Origin of the sequence: Caldimonas caldifontis (genome assembly GCF_002930615.1) — a bacterium.
GTDB lineage: Bacteria > Pseudomonadota > Gammaproteobacteria > Burkholderiales > Burkholderiaceae_C > Caldimonas > Caldimonas caldifontis.
Genome location: NZ_PSNX01000019.1, coordinates 1 through 22,476 on the forward strand (window position 1 = coordinate 1; position 22,476 = coordinate 22,476).

Genomic DNA, 22,476 nt, shown 5'->3' on the forward strand with positions numbered 1-22,476 from the left:
GGCAGCGAATTGCTCGGGCGTGATTTCCATGCCCCCAAGTGTCCAATGCCCCGACCATCATCGCAATTAGTGTGAACACGCCCTAACCGCCGACGAATGTCACTGCCTGATGGACCTGGGCGTGCACCTGCTCCAGGGCTATCACTTCAGCAAACCGCTGTTCGAGGCCTGCGCGCATCCCGGCACGCTGAACTGGCCGGCATGACGCAGCCCGGCGCCTGAGCGCTCAGGGCGTGGCCACCGACAGCGTGGCGACCACTTCCAGCAAGGTGCGCACCTTGAAGGGCTTGAGCAGGATGCGCTGCACGCCCTGCTCGCGCAGCAAGGCCCCCGTCGCCGCATCGCAGGTGGCCGCCATGACGGCCACAGGTGTGCCGCCGGGGCTGCGTGTGTGCCCGTGGCGCAGCTGCTGCAGCACCTGCATCCCCTCCAGGCCGTCACCGAGATCCAGCAGGAGGCCGTCGTAGGGCTGCCGTGCCAGGGCCTCACGGGCCACCTCGTGACTGCTGGCTTCGTCGATGTCGGCCAAGTCGAGCTCCCGCGCCACCAGCACCACGGTGCGACGGAACAGGGCCGAGGGTTCGATCAGCAGCAGGCGTCGCCGTGGCGCCGCCGTCACCTCGGTGGCGGTGTTCATGCCGCCTCCGCAGGAGGGCCGAGCAGTTCGGCCTGGGCCAGGTCGCGCAGGGCGCGCAGGATGGCCAGGCCGGTGGCATCAAGCTGCCGGGGCTGGTGGTCGATGAGGCACAGGGTGCCCAGGCGATGGCCCTGCGGGGTCTCGAGCGCCGCCCCCGCATAGAAGCGGATGCGCGGCTCCCCCAGCACCAGCGGATTGGCCGCAAAGCGCGGATCGGCCAGGGCATCGTCGATGACCATGGGTGCATCCTGCAGGATGGCGTGGGCGCAGAAGGACACATCCCGCCCGGTTTCGCACACGTCCAGGCCCAACCGCGCCTTGAACCATTGCCGGTCGTGATCGATGAGCGAGATCAGGGCGATCGGCACGTCGAACTCCTGCGCCGCAAAGGCCACGATGCGATCGAAGCGCGCCTCCGGCGGCGTGTCGAGGATGAGCAAGGCGTGCAGGGCGCGCAGGCGATCGTCCTCACGCGCGGGCAGCGCGGCGGCAACAGGGGTGGGAACAGGAGGCATGTTGAGGTCCGGGCCTTGAGGGCGTGATCGCTTATCGGCTCGCTTATCGGCTGGAGACCGCCCCTGCTTGAGGCCGCCCGCCTCAGCTCAGCGACTGCCGCTCGGCCCGCAGATAGGGCCGGTCGATCTGCTCGGACAGGGCGTTGTCCATGCTGGCGTCCAGCCCCTGCGCGCCCACGCGGAACTGCTGGTAGCCCAGGGCCTGGCCGGTGGGCAGCACGTCATAGGCGGGTGCCAGCGCGTAGTGGCGACCCTCGGCCAGCAGGGCGTGGTTCTTCTCGTGGTCGTCGGTGTTGTCGATGAGGATGTTGAAGACCATGCGGCGGAACACCTGGGCGCCGTTGGCCGCGATCCGGTACGGGTTGCCGCACCAGGCGCGGGCGGCCCACCCAGCGCGGCTGGGTCGGATCGGCCAGCCACCACAGGAAGAGTTCGTCCCGGGGCGTGTAAGGCACCGTCATGCAGCCCTTCCCTTGCGCGGCCGCGAACGGCTTTCGGCCTCGCGGATGCTGATCAGCAAGGCGCCCTGGTCGAGCGCCGGGTCGGCCAGCTCGGGCAGGGCCTGGACGCGGCCCATCAACCACAGGGCGGCGGCATAGACGCCCATGCCCACCCCGGGGTCGCCCTTTTCCAGGCGGGTGACGGTGCTGACCGACACGCCCAGCCGTGCCGCCCAGGCACGCAGCGGCTCGCGCCGACGCTTGCGGGCCAGGGCCAGGTGGGCGCCCAGACGCTCCAGGGCCACACGGGCCTCGGGCGGCAGGAAGTCATGGTGCTGGGAGGACTTTGGCATGTCATTATTCAGCACAAACGGCTAAAATGTACTTATTAATGAGCATCTGGCAAGCTGAGCGGCCAACACGGCGCAGCGCGAGCGCACCTCCTCCAGCGACGCATCGGTGTCGAGGCGGTGCACCCGGGGCTTTTCCTCGGGCCCCAGGGGCTCGCGCACACGCAGTTGGAGGTCGAGCACCGTGGCCGTGGCGTCCGAGGCATCGGTGTTGGCGCGCTCACGCCGCCCGATGCGCTCGCGCAGCACCGCCTCGGGCGCCGTGCACTCGACGATGTGAAAGGGCACCCCCCGTTCATCCGCCAGCGCGGCGAAGGCCTCGCGCTCGGCGCGACGCAGGAAGGCGGCATCGACGATCACTGCAAGGCCAGCCTCGAGCAGCCCGCGGGATTGCTCACGCAGATGGCTGAAGGTGCGCGCCGTGGCCTGCGGCGTGTAGAGCCCCTGGGCGGCCCCCTGCCGGTCGGTGGCCGCCAGGCCGTGCAGGCGCTTGCGCTCCACGTCCGAGCGCAGGCGCACGGCGCCGAGCAGTTCCAGCAGGTGCTGCGACACCGTGGTCTTGCCCGAGCCACTCAGCCCCATGGTCAGCACAAGGCACGCCGCGGGAGGATGCAGCAGGTCGCCGGCCAGCGCCAGGTAGCGTTTGCAGCGGTCCGGCGCCCCCTGCATCCAGGCCACCTTGGCACGCACTAGCGCGCGGTAGGCGATGAAGAGCGGCAGCAGGGTCAGGCCGGCGTGGTCGCCGGTGAGGTCGGCCCAGGCGCTGGCCAGCCGCCAGGCCATCGGCGCGAGGCCGTGGGCGTGCAGGTCCATCACCGCAAAGGCCAGGTCGTTCACCACGTCGATGTGGCGCAGCTCGTCGTTGAACTCCAGCGCGTCGAAGAGCACGGGCGCCCCCTCGAGCCACACGATGTTGCCCAGGTGCAGGTCGCCATGGCCTTCGCGCACGCGGCCGCTGGCGCGGCGGGCTTCGATGGGCGCCCGGGCTCGCTCGAAGGCCGCCCGCAAGGCCTCGCCCAGCGTGCCCGCCCGGCGGCGGCAGGGCGCCGGCAGCGTGGGCTCGTGGCGCAGGCTGGCCAGACTGTCCTCGATCCAGTGCCATACACGGTCGGCCGATCCGAAGGCCGGGGGCGACGGGTGCAGTCGCTCGTGGAACCCTGCGATGGCCTGGGCCAGGGCATCGATCTTCGGGGCATCGAGCGTGCCGGCACGGGCGTGGTCGGCCAGCAGCGCGCCCTCGGGGAAGCGCCGCATCTCCAGCGCCCAGTCGAGGGGCGGGCCCTCACCCCCGAGGCGCGGATGCTCCGCGGTGCCGGTCACCGGCCACACGCGGCGGTAGAGCTCAGGCGCGGTGCGCTGGTTCAGACGCAACTCGTTCTCGCAGTCCTGCCGGCGCCGCTGCGGCGAGGTGAAGTCGAGAAAGGGCAGGCGCAGGGGCTTGCGCAGCTTGTAGACGGTGTCGGGCGTGAGCAGCAGCGTCGAGATGTGGGTCTGCACCACGGACACGGCCTCCGGCGGCATGGCCCCGGCGAGCATGGCTTGCAGGCCCTGCACCAGCCGGAAGTGATCGTCGAGTGCGCTCATCGGTGCCGCATGCGTCGGGAGTTTGTGCCCACTGTAACGGCAGCGTCGGACTTCTCCGACAGGCGCGGCTTGCCCGGTCCGACTGCCCCGGGCCCCGCAATCGCCGACGATGAACACACCCTCTTCTTCAACCCGACGAAAGGAGCTTCACATGAACTGGGATCGCATCGAAGGCAACTGGAAGCAACTCAAGGGCAAGGTCCGCGAGCAGTGGGGCAAGCTGACCGATGACGACGTGGACGTGGTGGCCGGCCGCCGCGACCAGCTGGCCGGCAAGATCCAGGAACGTTACGGCGTGGCCAAGGACGAGGCCGAGAAGCAGCTGGCGCAGTGGGAACGCCGCGTGAGCGATGACTGGTTCGACGCCGGCCGCCGTCACTGATCCGGCATGGCGGTTGGGGTTGCCTGGCGCCGCCCCAGTCGCCGTTCACCGCCCCATCGGGTTCACGCCGAACAACCAGGCGTGGGCCCAGAGCACGAACACCCCGTAGATGACCAAGCCGCCCAGCACGGCCAGTACGTCGTTCACCGTGGAGCCTTGCGCGTAGGCCTTGGCGGGACGGCGCTTGACCGCGATGCGGTCGGCCACGGCCCAGGCCAGGAAACCGCCGAAGAGCAGCACATCGGCCAGCATGCCGTTGGCCAGCAGGTGGGCCAGGGCCCAGAACTTGGTGGCCAGCAGCATGGGGTGCTTGGCCGCGCGCTGGATGCGCCCGGGCAGGTAGGCCGCCAGCAGCAGCACGAAGACCGGCAGCATCAGCAGCATCGCCACATGGCGCAGGGCCATCGGGGGCGTGTAGAGCACCACCGGCGACTGCCGGGCCAGGCCGTAGCCATAGATGATGAGCACGAAGCCCACCAGCGAGACCAGCGAATACAGGCCTTTCCACGGGCCTTCGCCCAGGCGTGCCATCGTGGCGTCTCGCCAGGGGCGGGCCACGATGGACACCGAGTGGACGCCCAGGAAAAGGATCAGACCAAGGACCAGCAGGCTCATCGGGGACTCCCGTTGTCGTGAGGGCGGCCCTCTCGGCCGCAAAGCCGCGATGCTAGGCAAAAAGCGGCGCGCTGTCTTGCTGACACCGTCATGTCAGCGCGATGCGCAGGCTGGTCGTCCAGGTTTGTTTCACAAGCGCACCGGTGCTACGCTCACCCTCATCTTGAGGAGGTCCCGTTTGGAAGCAGCTTCCGATGGTGGAGTCCCTGCGTGTCTTGCCGAGATGACAAGCTCCAGCGACTTCGCCCACGACCTGCTGGCCGCCCTCACCCGCCGGCCTCGCAGCATCTCGCCGAAGTACTTCTACGACACCGCCGGCTCGGCGCTGTTCGACCGCATCTGCGAGCTGCCCGAGTACTACCCCACCCGCACCGAGCTGGCGCTGCTGGACACCTTCGGCCCTGAGATGGCCGAGTGCATCGGCGCCGGGGCCGACCTGGTGGAGTTCGGTGCGGGCTCCAACGTCAAGATCCGCCGTCTGCTGCGCGCGCTGCACGCGCCGCGCCGCTTCATCCCCATCGACATCTCGGCCGAACACCTGATGGGCGCGGCCCAGGCCCTGCAGGCCGATCACCCCGGCCTGCAGGTGCAGCCGCTGGCGGCCGACTTCACCCGCTCCTTCGAGCTGCCGCCCCCGCTGCCGCTGAACGGCCCCGGCACCGCGCCCCGCGTGGGCTTCTTCCCCGGCTCGTCGCTGGGCAACTTCACGCCCGTCGAGGCACGCGGCTTCCTGCGCCGGGCCTCGGCCCTGCTGCGCGGCGGCGGCCTGCTCATCGGCATCGACCTGGTGAAGGACCCGGCCGTGCTGCACGCGGCCTACAACGATGCGCAGGGCGTGACGGCGGCCTTCAACCTCAACATGCTGGCCCGCGCCAACCGCGAGCTCGGCACCGACTTCGACCTGACCGCCTTCGACCACTACGCCTTCTACCAGCCGGTGCACCAGCGCATCGAGATGCACCTCGTGGCGCGACGCGCGCAGCACGTGCACCTGGCCGGGCGTCGCTTCGACTTCGCGGCCGGCGACAGCCTGCACACCGAGTACTCCTACAAGTACACCGTCGAGGGCTTCCGTGCCCTGGCCGCCGAATCGGGCTTCGTGCCCGAGGCCGTGTGGTGCGATCCACAGCGTTTATTCTCGGTGCACTGGCTCAGGAGCACGGCATGAATGTGAGTATCCAACCATGAGCGCGCCAGCGCACACCCCCCGTTGGTATTGGGAAGACTTCGCGCCCGGCACGGTGCGCGAGTTCGGCGCGAAGCGCGTCGACCGCGAAGAGGTGATCCGCTTCGCTCGCGAATTCGATCCCCAGCCCTTCCATCTCGACGACGCCGTGGCAGCGGCCCATCCGCTCTTTCGCGGCTTGGCCGCCAGCGGCTGGCACACCTGCGCGATGGTGATGCGCATGATGTGCGACGAGTACCTGCTGGACGCCGCCAGCCTGGGCTCGCCGGGGCTCGAGAAGCTGCAGTGGCTCAAGCCGCTCTACCCTGGCGACGTGCTGCGCGTGCGCATGGAAACCCTGGAGGCGCGGCCCATGAACAGCAAGCCCCATGTGGGGCTGGTGCGCACGCAGTGGGAGGCCATCGCCCGGCGTCCCTCGGGCGAGGACGCGGTGGTGCTGCGCATGGAGGGTTGGGGCATGTTCCAGCGCCGCGACGTGGCCGCGCCGGACGCGCCCTGATCAGAAGCCCAGCGACGCCAGCAGGTCGTCGACCTCGCCCTGCTTGAGGGCCTTGTCGGGCACCTGGGGTCCGGCGAGATCCTGGCTGGTGGGCACGCTCGGGGGGGCGCCCCGGTCCGCCGATGCGGCGGGCGCTGCGCCCTGCAACTGCTCCGGTGCGCTGGCCACCAGCAGTTCCAGCAGCTGCTGCTCGGTACGGCTGATGATGTCGATGACCTTCTTGATGACCTGCCCGGACAGATCCTGGAAGTCCTGCGACAGCATGATCTGGCTGAGGATCTCGTTCTGTCCGTCGGCAAAGCCGGCGGCGCGGTCGGCATAGCCGGCGCACAGCTTCATCATGGCGCGCGCCCGCTCGGGCGACAGGTCAGGCGCCTCGGCCAGGCGGCGCAGGCTCTCGGCGAGTTCACGGCCCTGCGTGGCCACCTCGCTGCACTGGGGCTTGGCCTCATCCACCAGGTTGAGCACCTTGTTGGCCGCGTTCTCGGTCATCTTCCCCACATAGGCCAGGCGCTCGCGCGCGTCCGGGATCTCCTCGGCCACCTGGCGCAGTTCCTGGCCGGCACCCAGGGCCATCATGGCCTCGTGCAGCTGGCGGGTGATGCGCCCCAGCCACGTGAAGGCTTCGTCCTTGGAGATGGTGAGGTGGTTTCCGGTGTCGGGCTGCATGGGGTCGGGGGAGGGAAGGAACAAGCAGAGCGGACGATTCTGCCGAAAGCGCCGTGCCACGCCATGAAACGGGCAGCCAACCCCGTGCGGTCGTGGGATATGTCACGGTCACCCTCGGCGTGCCGGGGCTGCTGCGCCCGCCTGCGCTGCGCTACAGTCCAAAGCAGTGCGGCCCGACGGCCGCGGGGTAGCCCATGTCGATCAAGTCCTTTTCCTGGCTGGGGGCGTGCGCCCTGGCCTTCCTGTCCTTCGGTGCGGCCGCCTCCGAGGTGGCCTGGGATGCGCAAGGGGGTGCCAGTGTCGTGGCCACCGTGGCGCCCAAGGCCGAGCACGAAAGCTGCGCCCGCCTGGCGGCCAAGGATCGGGTGATCTGGGCCTTCGTCGCGCAGGGCCCGGTGGACTTCAGCATCCGCGACCCGCAGACCAAGCAAGTGGTGCGCGGATCGGCACAGACGGGCGTGCGCGAGGCCCGCGATGCGCTGGAGAGCCCCCGCGCCCAGGTCTATTGCTGGGCCTGGATCAACCGCGGCACGGCCGACGTCCAGGTGTCTCTGCAGCTGCGCAAACGCTGACCCATGCCCGTCGATCCTGCCCTGCGATCCCTGCACATCGACCTGCCGGCCCGTCCGGATGTGCTGGTACAGCTCTCGCTCATGCTGGCCGAGGAGGCCGTGGACTTCAAGGCCATGGGCAGCCTGATCGAAGGCGACATGGCCCTGGCGGCCGGCGTGCTCAAGGCCCTGAACGCGCCCATCTACGGCCTGCGCCAGCAGGTGCGCACCGTGCAGCAGGCGCTGCAGTACCTGGGCAGCAGCCAGGTGGCGGCCATCGCCTACGAGATGGCGCTGCGCTCGGTCTTTCCGTCCACCCCCGAGCTGGACGCGATGTGGTTCCGCGCCAACCGGCGCGGCCTGCTGATGGGCCTGATGGCGCGCCAGCTCGGCCTGCCCGCTTTCGTGGCGCATTCGGCCGGCCTCTTCGAGGAATGCGGCAAGGCAGTGATGCTGCGGCATGCGCCGCAGCGTTATGGCCCCATGCTGCAGGCCGCGGCCTCGGACGACCTGCTGGCCCTGCAGGAGATGCAGGCCTTCGGCGTGAGCCACGACGCCCTGGGCGCCGCGATGTGCGAGACCTGGATGCTGGACCCGGCGGCCATCACCTGCGTGCGCTACCACGTGGCCGTGCACAGTGGCGGCACCTGGCCCGACAAGCCCGAGGCGCGGCCGCTGTGCGCCCTCTCGACCGTGGCCAACTACATGATCAAGGCCCCCGAGATGGTCGATTCCGCAGTGCAGGCTACGGCGGCACTGGCTCCCCTGGATGAAGCGGCCTTTCTCCAGGTGGCTCGGGAGGTGCAAAGCGTGATGTCCACCCGCAGTTGATCTGCAGGACGGAACTGGAGCCTGCAGATTGAGCCCTGGGCGACAGTTTTTCAGGACAAATCCGGGTGTCCGCCTTGCACGGCGGGTGCCATCCTCGACAGCTCTCGCACTCGAGGTGACTCCATGAAACGTCGACAAGTTCTGCACGCTCTGGGCGGCTCCGCCGTGGCCCTGGGCGTGACGCCCTGGGCCCGCGCCCAGGCCTTCCCCAGCCGCCCGATCAACCTGATGATCGCCTTCCCGGCCGGCGGCCCCACCGACATCACGATGCGCGTGCTGGCCGAAAACGCCTCCAAGATCCTGGGCCAGCCGGTGGTGATCGAAAACCGCTCCGGCGCCGGTGGCACCCTGCCCGCCCAGGCCCTGCAGACCGCGAAGCCCGATGGCTACACGCTCGCGCAGATCCCGCTGGGCGTCTTCCGCCTGCCCTACACCACCAAGATCAACTGGGACCCGGTCAAGGACATCTCCTACATCCTGTGTGTCACCGGCTATGCCTTCGGTGTGGTGGTGCCGGCCGACTCGCCCTTCAAGGAGTGGAAGGACTTCGTGGCCTACGCGAAGGCCAACCCCGGCAAGCTGAGCTACGGCTCCACCGGGGCGCTGACCAGCCCGCATCTGACGATGGAGGAGATCGCGCAGAAGCTGGGCATCCAGCTCAACCACATCCCCTACCGCGGCAGTGCTCCGCTGATGCAGGACCTGCTGGGCGGCCAGCTGATGGCCGGCGCCGACTCCACCGGCTTTGCCCCGCACGTCGAGGCCGGCAAGCTGCGCCTGCTCAACACCTGGGGCGCCAAGCGCCTGGCCCGCTTCCCCAACACGCCCACGCTGATGGAGCTGGGCCTGGGCATCGTGCAGGCCTCGCCCTACGGCATCGGCGGCCCCAAGGGCATGGACCCAGGCCTCATCAAGGCCGTCCACGACGCCTTCAAGCAAGCGATGGAAATGCCCAACCACGTCGAGGTGCTGGCCAAGTACGACCAGGAACTGCTCTACATGAACTCGGCCCAGTACACCCGCTTCGCCGAGGAGACCTTCGCCAAGGAGAAGGCCCTGGTCGAGAAGCTGGGGCTGGCCAAGCCGACCTGAGCCCGCGGCCGTGGGCCTGAGGTCGTGGCTGCTGGTCTTGTGCCTGGGCGCGCTGGCGCCCGCCCAGGCGCAGACGCCCTACGCCGGCCCGCTCTTCGACGCCCACCTGCACTACAACGACGACGCGCAGGAGCCTCACCCGCTGCCCGACGTGCTGGGGCGCATGCAGCGCAGCGGCGTGGCCGCCATCATCGCCAACAGCCGCCCCAACGACGGCACCCGCACGCTGGCCTCGGCCACGGGCGAGACCGCGGCGGCCGGCGTGCGCGTGGTGCCCTTCATCCGCCTGTACCGCAACCGCGCCGACTACACCGGCTGGTTCGCCGACCCCAGCATCGTCACGATGGTGGAAACCGAACTCGCGCGCGGCACCCCCGCCGGCCCCTACCGTGGCCTGGGCGAGTTCCACCTCTACGACAGCGCCAACGCCAACGGCCCCACCGCGCGCCGGCTGATGCAGCTGGCGCAGGACAAGGACCTGGCCGTGCTGGCCCATGTGGACGACGTGGCCATCGAGTTGCTGATGGCCCATGCCCCACGCACCCGGCTCATCTGGGCCCACACCGGCATCGGGGGGGTGCCGGTGGAACGCGTGCAGGCCCTCTTCGAACGTCACCCCACGCTGATGGGCGAGCTGTCCTACCGCCCCGGTCTCACCGGCGACGACGGCCAGCTCAGCCCCGCCTGGCGCGCCCTGCTGCTGCGCTACCCCGACCGCTTCCTCGTGGGCTCGGACACCTGGGTCAACCAGCGCTGGCTCTACTACGAAAACCTCATGCAAGCCGCCCGCGTGTGGCTGGGCGGCCTGCCGCCCGAGGTGGCGCGGCGCATCGCCTACGAGAACGGCGCGCGGCTGTTCGGGCTCGATGTGCCTGCTGCACGCTGAGACCCACGCCCGGGTTCACTCCGCGACGTAAGACCCCGACTTGCCCCCGTGCTTCTCCAGCACGCGCACGCCGCCCATGGTCATGCCGCGGTCCACGGCCTTGCACATGTCGTAGATGGTGAGCAGGCCCACCTGCACGGCCGTGAGGGCCTCCATCTCCACCCCCGTGCGGCCCAGCGTTTCCACCTGGGCGCGGCAGCGCACGCGCGAAGCGGCGGCGTCCACCTCGAAGTCCACCGCCACGCGGGTGATGGGCAGCGGGTGGCACAGGGGGATGAGATCGGCGGTGCGTTTGGCGCCCTGGATGGCGGCGATGCGGGCGATGCCCAGCACGTCGCCCTTCTTGGCCGTGCCGGCCACGATGGCCTGCAAGGTGGCCGGCAGCATGTCGATGTGGCCTTCGGCCACGGCCACGCGGTGGGTCTCGGCCTTGGCCGCCACGTCCACCATGTGGGCCTGGCCCTGGGCGTCGAAATGCGTGAGGCCACCGGCCGGCGGGGTCGAGGAAGTCGTGCTCATGATCGGTGCATGATAGCGAGGCCCGCGCAGCTTGTTTCAGGGCTGTAAAGGTGCTGAACTCGCCCCGGGCCCCGGCATCCAACCGGCTGCCTCCATGCACAGGGCCTGGCGCCCTGGTAACGTTCCTTCCATGCACCCAGCCTCTTCCCGCACGCGGCGCCTGAGCTGCCTCGCCTTGTCCCTGTCGCTCGCCCTGGGCGCCCTGGGGCCGGCCGCGGCGCAGTCCACACCGCCGGCCCCCCCCAGCCTGCCGGCGCTGGGCGACACCGTCTCGGCCGACTTCAGCCCGGCGGCCGAACGGCAACTCGGCGAACGCATCATGCAGGTGATCCGGCGCGACCCGGCCTACCTCGACGACCTGGTGCTGCAGGACTACCTGCTCTCGCTGTGGCGGCCGCTGCTGTCGGCGGCACGTGCGCGCGGCGATCTCTCGGCCGAACTGTCCGACCGCTTCGCCTGGGAGGCCTTCCTCGTGCGCGACCGCTCGGTCAACGCCTTCGCCCTGCCGGGCGGCTACGTCGGCGTGCACCTGGGCCTGATCGGCATGACCTCCACGGGTGACGAGCTCGCCTCGGTGCTGGCCCACGAACTGGCCCACGTCACGCAACGCCACATCGCGCGCAGCCTGAACCAGCAGCGCCAGCAGTCGATGCTGGCCCTGGCCTCGATCCTCCTTGGCGTGATGGCGGCAAGCCGCAGCCCCGATGCGGCGAGCGCACTGATCACCGGCGGCCAGGCCGCCGCCTTGCAGGGTCAGCTCAATTTCTCGCGCGACATGGAACGCGAGGCCGACCGCATCGGCCTGGGCCTGCTCGAAGGAGCGGGGTTTTCGGTGCTGGGCATGCCCAGCATGTTCGAGCGGCTGCAGCAGGTCTCCCGCCTGAATGACAACAACGCCTTCCCCTACCTGCGCAGCCACCCGCTCACCAGTGAACGCATTGGCGAGGCGCGCGCCCGCACGGGGCTGGACAGCGGGCGCACCGCTCCGGCCCCGACCCTGGAGCATGCCCTGATGCAAGGCCGTGCCCGCGTGCTGATGGACGCGCGTCCCGACGCGGCCCGCAACTGGCTGAGCGCCGCGAACGGCGACAACCGTTCGCCCGGCCGGGCCGCCGCGCTGCTGCAGGCCAGCACCGAAGCCCATGCGGCCGCCTCCCTGCGCGAGTGGGCGCGCATGCGTGCGGCCCTGAGCCGCGCCCAGCCCCTGGTGCAGGGCGATGCCCGGGCCACGCGAGCGCTGGCCTTCGTGACCGCCGACCTGGCGCTCGCGGAAGGGGATGCGGCGCGCGCGCAGGCCGCGTTGGGCACCTACCGTCGCGATGGGTCGCGCCTGAGCGAGTTGCTGGGCGCCCAGGTGGACCTGGCCCAGCCGGGCGGGGAGACAGGCGCCTGGCGACGCGCCGCGGAAGAACTGCAGACCTGGGCCACGCTGCACCCGCGCGACCACCGTGCCTGGGAAGGGCTGGGCCAGGCCTGGGAACGCCTGGACCAGCCGCTGCGCGCCGTGCGCGCGCAGGCCGAGGCCCGCTACCTGCTGGGCGACCTGCAAGGTGCCATCGACCGCCTGCGCGCCGCCCAGCGCCTGGGCAACCCCCAGGCGGGATCGGCCGACTTCATCGAGGCCTCGGTGATCGACGTGCGCCTGCGCGAGATCGAGGCGGAGTGGCTGCAGCGGCGCCGGGAAGAGATGGGGCGCTGACCGGGGCGGAGCGGCCTCAGTCGTCCTCGCCGCCGCGCACCACGCGGCGGATGACCTCGGTGGCAAAGCCGCGCGCAGCCAGGAAGCGCATCTGGCGCGCCCGCTCGGTGGCATCGGTGGGGGCGTCGCCGCCGAAACGGCGCGTCCAGATGGCACGGGCGCGTTCGAGTTCGCTGCCTCGCAATTGCTCGACGGCCCCGGCCACCGCCTCCGGCGCCAGACCGTGGCCCTGCAGTTCCTGGCGGATGCGCGCCGTGCCCAGGCGGGCCGCCTTGCGGTGCAGCACCGATTCGACGAAGCGCGCCTCGCTCAGCCAGCCCGCGGCCTCCAGGGCGTCGAGCACGGTGTCGATGTCGTTTGCGTCATCGGCATGCGGCGCCAGCTTGCGCGCCAGTTCCACGCGCGAATGTTCACGCTGGGCCAGGTACTTCAGCGCCCGACCCTTGAGGGAGAGCTTGGCAAAGCCCACGCCGGATCATTCCTCCACGGGGACTTCGGCGTCCCTGGCGGCCTTGGCCTTGCCCTTGGCAGCGGCCTTTTCGGGCTTGTCGGCCTCGGCCTTGACCGCCCCTGCCAGCAGGGGAACGCCCAGGGCTTCGCGCACCTTGTTCTCGATCTCGAAGGCGAGATCGGGGTTCTCGCGCAGGAACTCACGGGCGTTGTCCTTGCCCTGGCCGATCTTCTCGCCGTTGTAGGCGTACCAGGCACCGGACTTCTCGAGGATGCGCGCGTTCACCCCCATGTCGATGATCTCGCCCTCGCGCGAGATGCCCTCACCGTAGAGGATGTCGAACTCGGCCGTCTTGAAGGGGGGCGAGACCTTGTTCTTCACCACCTTCACCTTGGTCTCGTTGCCGATGACCTCCTCGCCCTTCTTGATCGAGCCGATGCGGCGGATGTCCAGGCGCACGGACGAATAGAACTTCAGCGCATTGCCGCCGGTGGTGGTTTCGGGCGAACCGAACATCACGCCGATCTTCATGCGGATCTGGTTGATGAAGATGACCATGCAGTTGGTCTTCTTGATCGTGGCGGTGAGCTTGCGCAGCGCCTGGCTCATCAGACGGGCCTGCAGGCCGGGCAGGGCATCGCCCATCTCGCCCTCGATCTCGGCCTTGGGGGTGAGCGCGGCCACCGAGTCGACGATGACGAGATCGACCGAGCCCGAGCGCACCAGCGCGTCCACGATCTCGAGCGCCTGCTCGCCCGTGTCGGGCTGGCTGATGAGCAGGTCCTGAAGGTTCACACCCAGCTTCTGCGCGTACTGCACGTCCAGCGCGTGTTCGGCGTCGATGAAGGCACACACGCCGCCTTGCTTCTGCATCTCGGCCACCACCTGCAGCGTGAGCGTGGTCTTGCCCGAGGATTCAGGACCATAGATTTCAATCACGCGGCCGCGCGGCAGGCCGCCCACGCCCAGCGCGATGTCCAGGCCCAGGGAGCCGGTGGACACCACCTGGATGTCCTCGATGGCCTCGCCCTCGCCCAGGCGCATGATCGAGCCCTTGCCGAACTGCTTTTCGATCTGGGCCAGCGCGGCCTGCAGGGCCTTGGCTTTTTCGGTGTTCAGGGCCTTGACGGGTGCGTCCACGGAAATCTCCTTGAGGATCAATGGGTTGGTGTCGTTTGCCGCCTGTCGTTAAGCACAGGCTGGATGCATGAACAGTATTCTGCGGGCCACGTACTTGTTCGTAAACCCATTTTTTGATCAGTTTGCCTTACTATCTGGGGATGCACACAGCCCCATCGCCGGACGCCTGGCGCCAGACCCACCTGGGACGGTTGCTGGGCCATGCCCTGCGGCGCTTCGATGCCCGCGTGCTCGAGCTGATGGCACGCGACGTGGACGTGCCCCTGGCGCTGGCCCATCTGGCGGCGCGCCAGCAGGTCACGGCCGCGCACATCCACATCACCCGCCACCTCGCCCTGGACGGCTCGCGTCTGACCGATCTGGCGGCGAAGGCCGGCATGAGCAAGCAGGCCATGGGCGACCTCGTGGACCAGTGCGAGGCCTGGGGCCTGGTGGTGCGTGAACCCGACCCGCGCGATGCCCGAGCGCGCCTCGTGCGCTTCACGTCCACCGGCCTGGCCTGGCTGGCGGCCTTCGAGCGCGCGGTGACGCAGGCCGAGGCGGAATTCCGCGCCGAGGTGGGCGACGATGTCGCCACCGTGGTGGCGCTGGGCCTGGAGGCCTACGCCGGCGCCTGGTCGGTCTGAGCCGGCGCCGTCCCCTAAAATCGGCCACTCACACAGGAGACAGCCATGCGCATCCTGATCGCAGAAGACGATCAAGTGCTGGCCGACGGCCTGCTGCGCTCGCTGCGCGGCGCGGGCTATGCGGTCGACCAGGTCGGCTCGGGCACCGAGGCCGACGCGGCGCTGGCTTCGCACGAGTTCGACCTCATCATCCTCGACCTCGGCCTGCCCAAGCTGCATGGCCTGGAAGTGCTGCGCCGCCTGCGTGCCCGCGGCACGTCCACGCCGGTGCTCATCCTCACCGCGGCCGACAGCGTCGAGGAACGCGTGAAGGGCCTGGACCTGGGCGCCGACGACTACATGGCCAAACCCTTCTCGCTGCAGGAGCTGGAGGCGCGCGTGCGCGCGCTCACGCGCCGCGGACTGGGCGCGGCCTCCACGCTGATCAAGCACGGCCCGCTCACCTTCGACCAGACCGGGCGCGTGGCCTACATCAACGAGCAGATGATCGAGCTGTCGGCGCGCGAGCTGAGCCTGCTGGAGGTGCTGCTGCAGCGCACCGGACGGCTCGTGAGCAAGGACCAGCTGGTCGAGCGCCTGTGCGAGTGGGGCGACGAGGTGAGCAACAACGCCATCGAGGTCTACATCCACCGGCTGCGCAAGAAGATCGAACAGGGGCCCATCCGCATCGCCACGGTGCGAGGCCTGGGCTACTGCCTCGAGAAGATTCCCCAGTAAGACACAGGCACACCCACCTTGGCCCGCGAGCAGCGTTCGCTCTTCGGCGAGATCCTCGACTGGATGCTCGCACCGCTGCTGCTGCTGTGGCCGATGAGCGTGGGCCTGACCTGGGTGGTGGCCGAGAACATCGCCAACCGGCCCTTCGACCGCGCACTCACCGAGACCGCGCGCAACCTCGCGCAGCAGGTGGCCATCTCGCACAACGAGGTGGTGTTCCAGCTGCCGCCCACGATCTCGGAGTTCCTCAAGGCCGACAACGCCGACGACATCTACTTCCAGGTGCTGGGCGTGCGCGGCGAGTTCGTCAGCGGCGACCGCAGCCTGCCGGTGCCCGTGGCCGACGAGGTGCGCCAACCGGGCACGGTGAAGATGCGTGCCGACGAGATCGACAACCAGCCCATCCGCGTGGCCTATGTGTGGGTGGAAGTCCAAGGCGCCGATGAAGGCCAGCTTGCCCTGGTGCAGGTGGCCGAGACGCTGAACAAGCGCTCGCATCTGGCCACCGAGATCATCAAGGGCGTGATCCTGCCGCAGTTCGTCATCCTGCCGCTGGCCGTGGTGCTGGTGTGGCTCGCGCTGTCGCGCGGCATTGCCCCGCTGTCGGAGCTGCAGCAGCGCATCCGGCGCCGCCAGAGCGATGACTTGAGCCCCATCGACGAGCACGAGGCGCCCGAGGAAGTGGCGCCGCTGGTGCGTTCGATCAATGACCTGCTCGCACGCCTGGACCAGTCGATCAAGACACAGAAGCACTTCCTGGCCGATGCGGCCCACCAGCTCAAGACACCGCTGGCCGGCTTGCGCATGCAGGCCGAACTCGCCCAGCGCGAGATCGACGCCGGGCAGCGCGACCCGCAGGAGCTCAAGCGCTCGTTGCGACAGATCGCGCGATCCAGCCAGCGTGCCGCCCACATGGTGAACCAGCTGCTGGCGCTGGCGCGGGCCGAGAACCAGGGGCAGGCCCCGCGACGCCACGACGTGCCGCTGGGCGAGATCGCCACCGAGGTGGTACGCGACTTCGTGCCACGAGCGCTCGACAAACGCATCGACCTGGGCTACGAAGGCCCGCAGCGCGGCCTGGGGCCCGCCGGGCGCCCCCTGCTGCGCGGCAACCCGCTGCTGGTGAAGGAGCTGGTGCGCAATCTCGTGGACAACGCCCTGCTCTACACGCCCGAGGGCGGCACCGTCACGGTGCGCGTGCTGCACGATCCCTTCGGTCAGGTGGTGGTGCTGCAGGTGGAAGACTCCGGTCCGGGCATTCCCAGCCACGAGCGCGAGCTGGTCTTCCAGCCCTTCTACCGCGCCCTGGGCACCGAGGTGGACGGCAGCGGCCTGGGCCTGGCCATCGTGCGCGAGATCGCGCAGCAGCATGGGGCCGAGGTGAGCATCGAGGATGTGCGCGCCACACCCGCCGACGCCCGCGGCACCCGCATCACGGTGCGCTTCCCCGTGTCGCACGACACGGGGCGTCCAACCCCTCACGCCTCCGGTGAAACCCGCCCTTGGGAAAACACGGGTGTGCAGAAACGAACGGTCGTTCTTTAATTCGGCCACCACGCCCACGGCGGGCCTTGCGGCCCGGGCCGCTGCAGTAGAGCGTGGATCATCCCTCACCGAGGAGACACCCCGTGAAACGACGCTTCGTCCGAGGCGCGCTGGCGCTCGCCTGCCTGGCCACCGCTGCCGCCCTGCCCCTGTCGGCCCAGGCCGACACCTACACACAGACCCGCCACCCCATCGTGCTGGTGCACGGCCTCTTCGGCTTCGACGCCGTGGGGCCGATCGACTACTGGTATGGCATTCCCTCGGCCCTGCGCTCAGGCGGCGCACGGGTCTATGTGTCGCAACAGTCGGCCGCCAATGCCAGCGAGGTGCGTGGCGAACAGCTGCTGGCCGAACTGCGCCGCCTCAAGGCCGCCCACGGCCACCAGAAGTTCAACCTGATCGGCCACAGCCATGGCGGCCACACCATCCGCTACGTGGCCGCGGTGGCGCCGGACCTGGTTGCCTCGGTGACCACGGTGGGAACACCCCACCTGGGCAGCCCCGTGGCCGACGTGATCCGCGCGGGCACCGGCGTCACCGGCACGACCGCCACGCTGACGGCGCTGGTGAATGGCTTCGCCAACGTGATCAGCGTGCTGTCGGGCTCGCCCGGCCTGCCGCAGAACTCCGAGGCCGCGATGATCTCGCTCACCACGCAGGGCAGCGCCGCCTTCAACCAGCGCTTCCCGCAAGGACGGCCCACCAGCCACTGCGGCACGGGGCCGGCCAGCGTGAACGGCGTGCGCTATTACTCGGCCAGCGGCACTTCGGTGCTCACCAATGTGCTCGATCCGCTCGATGGCTTCCTGGGGCTGAGTTCGCTGGCCTTCTGGGGCCAGGACAACGACGGTCTGGTGGGACGCTGCTCGTCGCGCTGGGGCACCGTCCTGCGGGACAACTATCCCTGGAACCATCTCGACGAAGTCAACCAGGCCTTTGGCCTGCGCGGCCTCTTCACCCCCGACCCCGTGGCCTTCTACCGCACCCAGGCCAACCGGCTGAAGCAGGCCGGGCTCTGACGCTGCGATGGCGACCCGCTCCCTCGCGCTGATCCTGGGTGCTGCGGCGGTGGCCGCCGTGATCGCCTGGGGCTATGCCCAGGACGAGCCCACGGCCGAGGCCCCGCCCGCTGCGGCGCTGGGCCGAGCCGAAGGCTTCAGCCTGATGGGTGCGGCGCCGTCGCCGCTGCGCAGCCTGGGCCCGGCCCTGGCACGCTCGGTGGCCGACGTCGATCACGCACTGTTCGTGGAGGGCTCGCTTCGCGATGCCTCCCTCGATGGCGACTGGGGCGTGGACGGCCAGGGGCGGCTCCAGCCCAGCCTGGCCTTGCGCCGTCGCTTCGACCAGTTGCTGACCACGCTGGGCGAGGTCAACCTCGACGAGCTGAGCAGCTGGCTGCTCGACCGCACGCTGCGCGACGTGGGGCCGACGGCCAGCGCCGAGATCATGGCCGTGTGGGCGCGCTACATCACGCTGCAGGAGCAGCGCTACACGACAGAGGCGCGGCTCGATGACCCGCAGACCTGGACGCAGGCCCTGGCCGAGCGCCAGCGGGCGCGGCGCGAGATCCTCGGCCCGGCCTGGGCCGAGGCCTTCTATCGCGAGGAAGAGGACGCCCTGCGGCGACAGGCGGAACGGGCCGGGCCGGCCGGCTCATCGGGGCGCGCCGCCGAGCCCACCTGGCTGCACCCCGACCCGCAGCTCAGTGCCGACGAGCTGCACCAGCGTCGTGTGGCCCGGTACGGGGCCGAGGCCGCCGAGCGGCTGCGCGCCGAAGACGAGGCCGAGGCCCGCTGGCAGGCCCGGCTGGCCCAGGCCCGCGAGCAGGTGCGGGCCCTGCAGCAGGCCCCGCACTTGTCCGAGCCTCAGCGGCAGGAGGCCGTCGAGGGCTGGATCACCAGCCACTTCGACGCACACGAACAGTTGCGCGTGAGGGTCCTGCTCGGCCTTTGAACCTCAGCGCCGCATCACCTGCTGCGGCAACCAGGTGGCGATCTCGGGGAAGACGTAGATCAAGCCCAGCGCCCCCATCATCAGCACGAACATCGGGGCCGCCTGGCGCGCGATCCAGGGCAGCTCTCGCCCCGTCATGCCCTGGAGCACGAAGAGGTTGAAGCCCACCGGCGGCGTGATCTGCGCCATCTCCACGACGATGACGAGGAAGATGCCGAACCAGATCAGGTCGATGCCGGCGCCCTGCACGATGGGCAGCACCACACCCATGGTGAGCACGATCATCGAGATGCCGTCGAGGAAACAGCCCAGCAGGATGTAGAACACCATCAGCGCCACCAGCAGGGCCAGCGGCGACAGGCCCAGCGAGCCGATCCATTCGGCCAGGTGGCGCGGCAGGCCGATATAGCCCATCGACAGCGTGAGGAAGGCCGCTCCCGCAAGGATGAGCGCGATCATGCAGTACAGGCGCGTGGCGCCCATGAGCGAGTCGCGGAAGGTGCGCCAGTTCAGCGACCCCTGGGCGGCTGAGAGCAGCAGCGCCCCCACCACGCCCAGCGCCGCGGCCTCGGTGGCCGTGGCCACGCCGGTGTAGATGGAGCCCAGCACGGCGAGGATGAGCAGCACGACCGGGATGAGGCTGCGTGACGCCTTGAGCTTGTCGAGGAAGGACATCCCCGGATCGGCGGCGGGCACCTGGTCGCGATGGAAGGCGGCCCAGAGCATCACATAGGCCATGAGCAGGCCGGCCACCAGCAATCCCGGAAACACCCCGGCGGCAAACAGTCGCGCAATCGACACATCCGCCGTGACGCCATAGACGATCATGATCAGCGAGGGCGGGATCAAGAGGCCCAGGGTGCCTGCACCGGCCAGCGAACCCACCACGATGCCGTCGGGGTATCCACGCCGCTTCAGTTCAGGCAACGCCATCTTGCCGACCGTGGCACAGGTGGCCGCCGACGAGCCCGACACCGCCGCAAAGAGGGTGCAGCCCAGGATGTTGGTGTGCAGCAAGCGGCCCGGCAGGCGGTTCATCCAAGGCGCCAGGCCCTTGAACATGTCCTCCGACAGCTTGGTGCGAAAGAGGATCTCGCCCATCCAGACGAACAGCGGCAAGGTCGTGAGCGTCCAGCTCGACGCCGAGCCCCAGATGGTGAGCGCCATCGCATCGCCCGCAGGCCGCGCGCTGAAGAGCTGCATGCCGATCCAGGCCACCCCGGTGAGGGTGAGGCCGATCCACACGCCGCTGCCCAGCAGGGCAAAGAGGCTGAGCACGAGCAGGGTGGTGATGAGCAGGTCGTCCATCAGGCGCCCACCTCGCGCACATCAGCCACACGGCCGCGCAGTGCCAGCCACCATTCATCCACGAACGCCACGAAGAGCAACAGGGTGCCCACGGCCATGGCCAGTTGCGGGATCCAAAGCGGTGTCGCGTCGATGCCGGTGGAGATGTCGTGGAAGCTGCGCGACTGCCAGGCCAGCCGGGCGCTGTAGAACGCGAAGAGCCCCGACAGGCCCACCGCCACCGACAGGCTCCACAGCTCGAGCGCGCGCCGCCCCCGGGCGCCGAGCGCATTGAGCACCAGCGTCACGCGGATGTGCTCCCCACGCTTGAGCGTGTGCGCCAGCGACAGGAAGGCCGCGGCCGCCATGAAGTAGCCGGCATAGGCATCCATGCCCCGAAGTGGCAGACGATGGAAACGATCGATCACGCTGCCCAGCACCATGAGCAGCGTGCCGATCATGCACAGCGCGGCGAGCACCGCCGCGCCGTCATAGAGTGCATCCAGGAGACGGCGCATCACATCTTCTTGTAGGCATCGACGATCGCCTGGCCTTCAGGGCCGGCTTTTTCCAGCCATTCCTTCAGCAGCACCTCGCCGACCTTTTGCATGTCGCTCTTCAGCGCGGCCGAGGGCGGCTGCACCGTCATGCCGTTGGTTCGAAGCGTCGCCAGCGTGTCGGTGTTGACGCGCTGGCTCGCAGCCCAGCCTCGCTCCTCGGCGGCAGCGGCGGCCTTCAGCACGGCGTCCTGCGTGGCCTTGTCCAGCGCGTCGAAGGCCCGCTTGTTCACGATCACCGCGTTCTTGGGCAGCCAGGCCTGGGTGTCGTAATAGAACTTCAGGTGCTCGAAAAGCTTGCTGTCCACGCCAGTGGCGCCCGAAGTCATCATCGACTCGACCACACCGGTGGCCAAGGCCTGAGACAACTCGGCCGCCTGCACCGTGACAGCTTGCGCGCCCACCAGTTCGGCGATGCGCGAGGTGGCCGGGCTGTAGGCGCGCCACTTGCTGCCCTTGAGGTCGGCGGCCGAATTCAGCGGTGTCTTGCTGTAGATGCCCTGGGGCGGCCAGGCCACGGCGTAGAGCAGCATCATGCCCTGCTCGCCGAGCTTCTTCTGCAGCGCCGGCTTCTGCGCCGCATAGAGCTTGCGGGCTGCGTCATAGCTGTCGGCCAGGAAGGGGATGCCGTCCAGGCCGAAGGGCTGCCATTCGTTCTGGAAGTTCACCAGCAGGATCTCGCCGGCCTGCGCCTGGTTGCCCTGCACGGCGCGCTTGATCTCGGGCGCCTTGAAGAGCGAGGCGCCCGGGTGCACCGTGATGGCCAGTTTGCCTCCGGTGGCGTCGCCCACGTCCTTGGCGAACTGCGTGATGTTCACGGTGTGGAAGTTCGAGGCAGGGTAGGCAGTGGGCAGGTCCCACTTGGTCTGTGCGAAGGCCGTGGCGGCAAAGCTCACCAACGCGGCGGCGACGAGAGAGGACTTGAACATGGAAACCTCCAGACATTCCGGTGCGGCAGGCAGCGCCGCGGGTGAGGCTGGCCTCGCAAGATCGGGGCCAGGGCGCGATCCCCAATGTAGTGAGTTGCCGCCGATCCGGGATCAGTGTTTTCCCGTCATGTCGACATTTTGTCGATAAAACGTCGTAGAAGAGCGTACATTAACTGGGCAGACCTCGCCCCAGGGTGGCCTGCCATGATCGGTTTCGGTGCATCGAGCCTGCACCCAGGAGGAGAACCATGTCCCGCCGCAAGACTTCCACCCCCTCGGCCGCCGGCGCGCCAACCGAGACGCGCCGGCCCATCGTGTCCTCGGCTCACCTGGTGTCGCCGCGCAGCAGCGAGCTGAGCGAGTTCGAGTTTGGCCTCATCGTCTCGAACAATGCCTTTTCGCGCTGGATCGTGCACTGCATGGCGGCCGCGGGCCTGCGTGAACTCACACCGCTGGATGTGCTGGTGCTCCATCACGTCAACCATCGCGCCCGGGGCAAGCGCCTGTCGGACATCTGCTTCATCATGAATGTCGAGGACACGCATCTCATCAACTACTCGCTGAAGAAGTTGCAGAACCTGGGCGTGGTCGAGTCCAGCCGCAACGGCAAGGACGTGACCTACGCCACCACCGACGCGGGGCGCCGCCACGTCGAGCGCTACCGGGAGATCCGCGAAGCCTGCCTGGTGAGCGCGCTGAACGCGAACGAGACGCTCAATCACGAGATCGGCGAGCTGGCCCGGCTGCTGCGCGTGCTCTCGGGCGTGTACGACCAGGCGGCGCGAGCGGCCGCCTCGCTCTGAACCGATGGAGACC

Annotated in this window: 27 protein-coding genes; 14 read left to right on the plus strand and 13 right to left on the minus strand. The window is 69.3% G+C overall.

Annotated features, from left to right (window positions below; all coding sequences use genetic code 11):
- Positions 1-226: 226 nt before the first annotated feature.
- The 5 genes from C1704_RS16720 to C1704_RS16740 all read right to left on the minus strand — a co-directional run bounded on the left by C1704_RS16720 (position 227) and on the right by C1704_RS16740 (position 3,526).
- Positions 227-637: a response regulator gene (locus tag C1704_RS16720; protein ID WP_104303881.1), complete on the minus strand. Its 411-nt coding sequence runs from the start codon at positions 635-637 to the stop codon at positions 227-229.
- Positions 634-1,152, minus strand: a complete 519-nt coding sequence (locus tag C1704_RS16725; RefSeq protein WP_104303882.1) for a GAF domain-containing protein — start codon at positions 1,150-1,152, stop codon at positions 634-636. Before C1704_RS16725 ends, C1704_RS16720 begins: the two co-directional genes overlap by 4 nt.
- A gap of 82 nt (positions 1,153-1,234) precedes the next feature.
- On the minus strand, positions 1,235-1,561 hold the full coding sequence (locus tag C1704_RS16730) for a HipA domain-containing protein (RefSeq protein ID WP_336469947.1): 327 nt from the start codon (positions 1,559-1,561) through the stop codon (positions 1,235-1,237).
- A 48-nt stretch (positions 1,562-1,609) separates the two neighbouring features.
- Positions 1,610-1,945, minus strand: coding sequence for a helix-turn-helix domain-containing protein (locus C1704_RS16735; RefSeq protein WP_104303883.1), 336 nt, complete (start codon positions 1,943-1,945; stop codon positions 1,610-1,612).
- 21 nt (positions 1,946-1,966) lie between these two features.
- On the minus strand, positions 1,967-3,526 hold the full coding sequence (locus C1704_RS16740) for a bifunctional aminoglycoside phosphotransferase/ATP-binding protein (protein ID WP_104303884.1): 1,560 nt from the start codon (positions 3,524-3,526) through the stop codon (positions 1,967-1,969).
- Between the two features lie 151 nt (positions 3,527-3,677).
- Between C1704_RS16740 and C1704_RS16745 the strand changes: the two genes are divergently transcribed.
- Positions 3,678-3,908, plus strand: coding sequence for a CsbD family protein (locus C1704_RS16745; RefSeq protein ID WP_104303885.1), 231 nt, complete (start codon positions 3,678-3,680; stop codon positions 3,906-3,908).
- Between the two features lie 45 nt (positions 3,909-3,953).
- Here the strand turns inward: C1704_RS16745 and C1704_RS16750 are convergent, their stop codons facing one another.
- On the minus strand, positions 3,954-4,523 hold the full coding sequence (locus tag C1704_RS16750; RefSeq protein ID WP_104303886.1) for an NnrU family protein: 570 nt from the start codon (positions 4,521-4,523) through the stop codon (positions 3,954-3,956).
- 163 nt (positions 4,524-4,686) lie between these two features.
- On the opposite strand from C1704_RS16750, the gene egtD reads away from it, so the two are divergent.
- Together egtD and C1704_RS16760 are read left to right on the plus strand one after the other, a co-directional pair.
- On the plus strand, positions 4,687-5,691 hold the full coding sequence (gene egtD / locus C1704_RS16755) for an L-histidine N(alpha)-methyltransferase (protein ID WP_419186813.1): 1,005 nt from the start codon (positions 4,687-4,689) through the stop codon (positions 5,689-5,691).
- Positions 5,692-5,707: 16 nt separating this feature from the next.
- Entirely contained in the window at positions 5,708-6,208 is a 501-nt protein-coding gene (locus C1704_RS16760) for a MaoC family dehydratase (RefSeq protein ID WP_104303888.1), read from the plus strand.
- Here C1704_RS16760 and C1704_RS16765 read toward each other — a convergent pair whose 3' ends face one another.
- Positions 6,209-6,901, minus strand: coding sequence for a protein phosphatase CheZ (locus tag C1704_RS16765; RefSeq protein ID WP_146076106.1), 693 nt, complete (start codon positions 6,899-6,901; stop codon positions 6,209-6,211).
- Positions 6,902-7,071: 170 nt separating this feature from the next.
- On the opposite strand from C1704_RS16765, the gene C1704_RS16770 reads away from it, so the two are divergent.
- The 4 genes from C1704_RS16770 (at position 7,072) to C1704_RS16785 (ending at position 10,237) form a co-directional block, all read left to right on the plus strand.
- Complete coding sequence (locus C1704_RS16770; RefSeq protein ID WP_104303890.1) at positions 7,072-7,449, plus strand: hypothetical protein; 378 nt, start codon at positions 7,072-7,074, stop codon at positions 7,447-7,449.
- 3 nt (positions 7,450-7,452) lie between these two features.
- Positions 7,453-8,259 carry an HDOD domain-containing protein gene (locus tag C1704_RS16775; RefSeq protein WP_104303891.1) on the plus strand — a complete coding sequence of 269 codons (807 nt, stop codon included), beginning with the start codon at positions 7,453-7,455 and terminating at the stop codon, positions 8,257-8,259.
- Between the two features lie 123 nt (positions 8,260-8,382).
- Entirely contained in the window at positions 8,383-9,351 is a 969-nt protein-coding gene (locus C1704_RS16780; RefSeq protein WP_104303892.1) for a Bug family tripartite tricarboxylate transporter substrate binding protein, read from the plus strand.
- Positions 9,352-9,361: 10 nt separating this feature from the next.
- Positions 9,362-10,237 carry an amidohydrolase family protein gene (locus C1704_RS16785; RefSeq protein ID WP_104303893.1) on the plus strand — a complete coding sequence of 292 codons (876 nt, stop codon included), beginning with the start codon at positions 9,362-9,364 and terminating at the stop codon, positions 10,235-10,237.
- A 15-nt stretch (positions 10,238-10,252) separates the two neighbouring features.
- Here the strand turns inward: C1704_RS16785 and moaC are convergent, their stop codons facing one another.
- Positions 10,253-10,756: a cyclic pyranopterin monophosphate synthase MoaC gene (gene moaC, locus C1704_RS16790; protein ID WP_104303894.1), complete on the minus strand. Its 504-nt coding sequence runs from the start codon at positions 10,754-10,756 to the stop codon at positions 10,253-10,255.
- Between the two features lie 130 nt (positions 10,757-10,886).
- Here moaC and C1704_RS16795 point away from each other — a divergent pair, with 130 nt between their 5' ends.
- The gene (locus tag C1704_RS16795) at positions 10,887-12,455 is read left to right on the plus strand and encodes a M48 family metalloprotease (protein ID WP_104303895.1); all 1,569 of its coding nucleotides are present in this window, start codon (positions 10,887-10,889) and stop codon (positions 12,453-12,455) included.
- A 16-nt stretch (positions 12,456-12,471) separates the two neighbouring features.
- On the opposite strand, the gene recX is transcribed toward C1704_RS16795, so the two are convergent.
- Positions 12,472-12,924, minus strand: coding sequence for a recombination regulator RecX (gene recX, locus C1704_RS16800; RefSeq protein ID WP_104303896.1), 453 nt, complete (start codon positions 12,922-12,924; stop codon positions 12,472-12,474).
- A 6-nt stretch (positions 12,925-12,930) separates the two neighbouring features.
- A complete protein-coding gene (gene recA / locus C1704_RS16805) occupies positions 12,931-14,046 on the minus strand; it encodes a recombinase RecA (protein WP_104303914.1) in 1,116 nt (371 codons plus the stop codon).
- A 140-nt stretch (positions 14,047-14,186) separates the two neighbouring features.
- On the opposite strand from recA, the gene C1704_RS16810 reads away from it, so the two are divergent.
- The 5 genes from C1704_RS16810 to C1704_RS16830 all read left to right on the plus strand — a co-directional run bounded on the left by C1704_RS16810 (position 14,187) and on the right by C1704_RS16830 (position 18,887).
- Complete coding sequence (locus tag C1704_RS16810; RefSeq protein WP_104303897.1) at positions 14,187-14,672, plus strand: MarR family winged helix-turn-helix transcriptional regulator; 486 nt, start codon at positions 14,187-14,189, stop codon at positions 14,670-14,672.
- 45 nt (positions 14,673-14,717) lie between these two features.
- On the plus strand, positions 14,718-15,389 hold the full coding sequence (locus C1704_RS16815) for a response regulator (RefSeq protein WP_104303898.1): 672 nt from the start codon (positions 14,718-14,720) through the stop codon (positions 15,387-15,389).
- A gap of 63 nt (positions 15,390-15,452) precedes the next feature.
- Positions 15,453-16,934: a sensor histidine kinase gene (locus C1704_RS16820; protein ID WP_245876533.1), complete on the plus strand. Its 1,482-nt coding sequence runs from the start codon at positions 15,453-15,455 to the stop codon at positions 16,932-16,934.
- 83 nt (positions 16,935-17,017) lie between these two features.
- Entirely contained in the window at positions 17,018-17,953 is a 936-nt protein-coding gene (locus C1704_RS16825) for a lipase family alpha/beta hydrolase (protein ID WP_104303899.1), read from the plus strand.
- 7 nt (positions 17,954-17,960) lie between these two features.
- Positions 17,961-18,887, plus strand: coding sequence for a lipase secretion chaperone (locus C1704_RS16830; RefSeq protein ID WP_104303900.1), 927 nt, complete (start codon positions 17,961-17,963; stop codon positions 18,885-18,887).
- Positions 18,888-18,890: 3 nt separating this feature from the next.
- Here the strand turns inward: C1704_RS16830 and C1704_RS16835 are convergent, their stop codons facing one another.
- The 3 genes from C1704_RS16835 to C1704_RS16845 are packed head-to-tail and all read right to left on the minus strand — an operon-like array spanning position 18,891 to position 21,660.
- On the minus strand, positions 18,891-20,195 hold the full coding sequence (locus tag C1704_RS16835; protein ID WP_104303901.1) for a TRAP transporter large permease: 1,305 nt from the start codon (positions 20,193-20,195) through the stop codon (positions 18,891-18,893).
- Complete coding sequence (locus C1704_RS16840) at positions 20,195-20,692, minus strand: TRAP transporter small permease (RefSeq protein WP_104303902.1); 498 nt, start codon at positions 20,690-20,692, stop codon at positions 20,195-20,197. The genes C1704_RS16835 and C1704_RS16840 overlap by 1 nt, the downstream gene beginning before the upstream one ends.
- A complete protein-coding gene (locus tag C1704_RS16845; protein ID WP_104303903.1) occupies positions 20,692-21,660 on the minus strand; it encodes a TRAP transporter substrate-binding protein in 969 nt (322 codons plus the stop codon). The genes C1704_RS16840 and C1704_RS16845 overlap by 1 nt, the downstream gene beginning before the upstream one ends.
- A gap of 248 nt (positions 21,661-21,908) precedes the next feature.
- Between C1704_RS16845 and C1704_RS16850 the strand changes: the two genes are divergently transcribed.
- Complete coding sequence (locus C1704_RS16850) at positions 21,909-22,463, plus strand: winged helix DNA-binding protein (RefSeq protein ID WP_104303904.1); 555 nt, start codon at positions 21,909-21,911, stop codon at positions 22,461-22,463.
- Positions 22,464-22,476 lie beyond the last annotated feature (13 nt).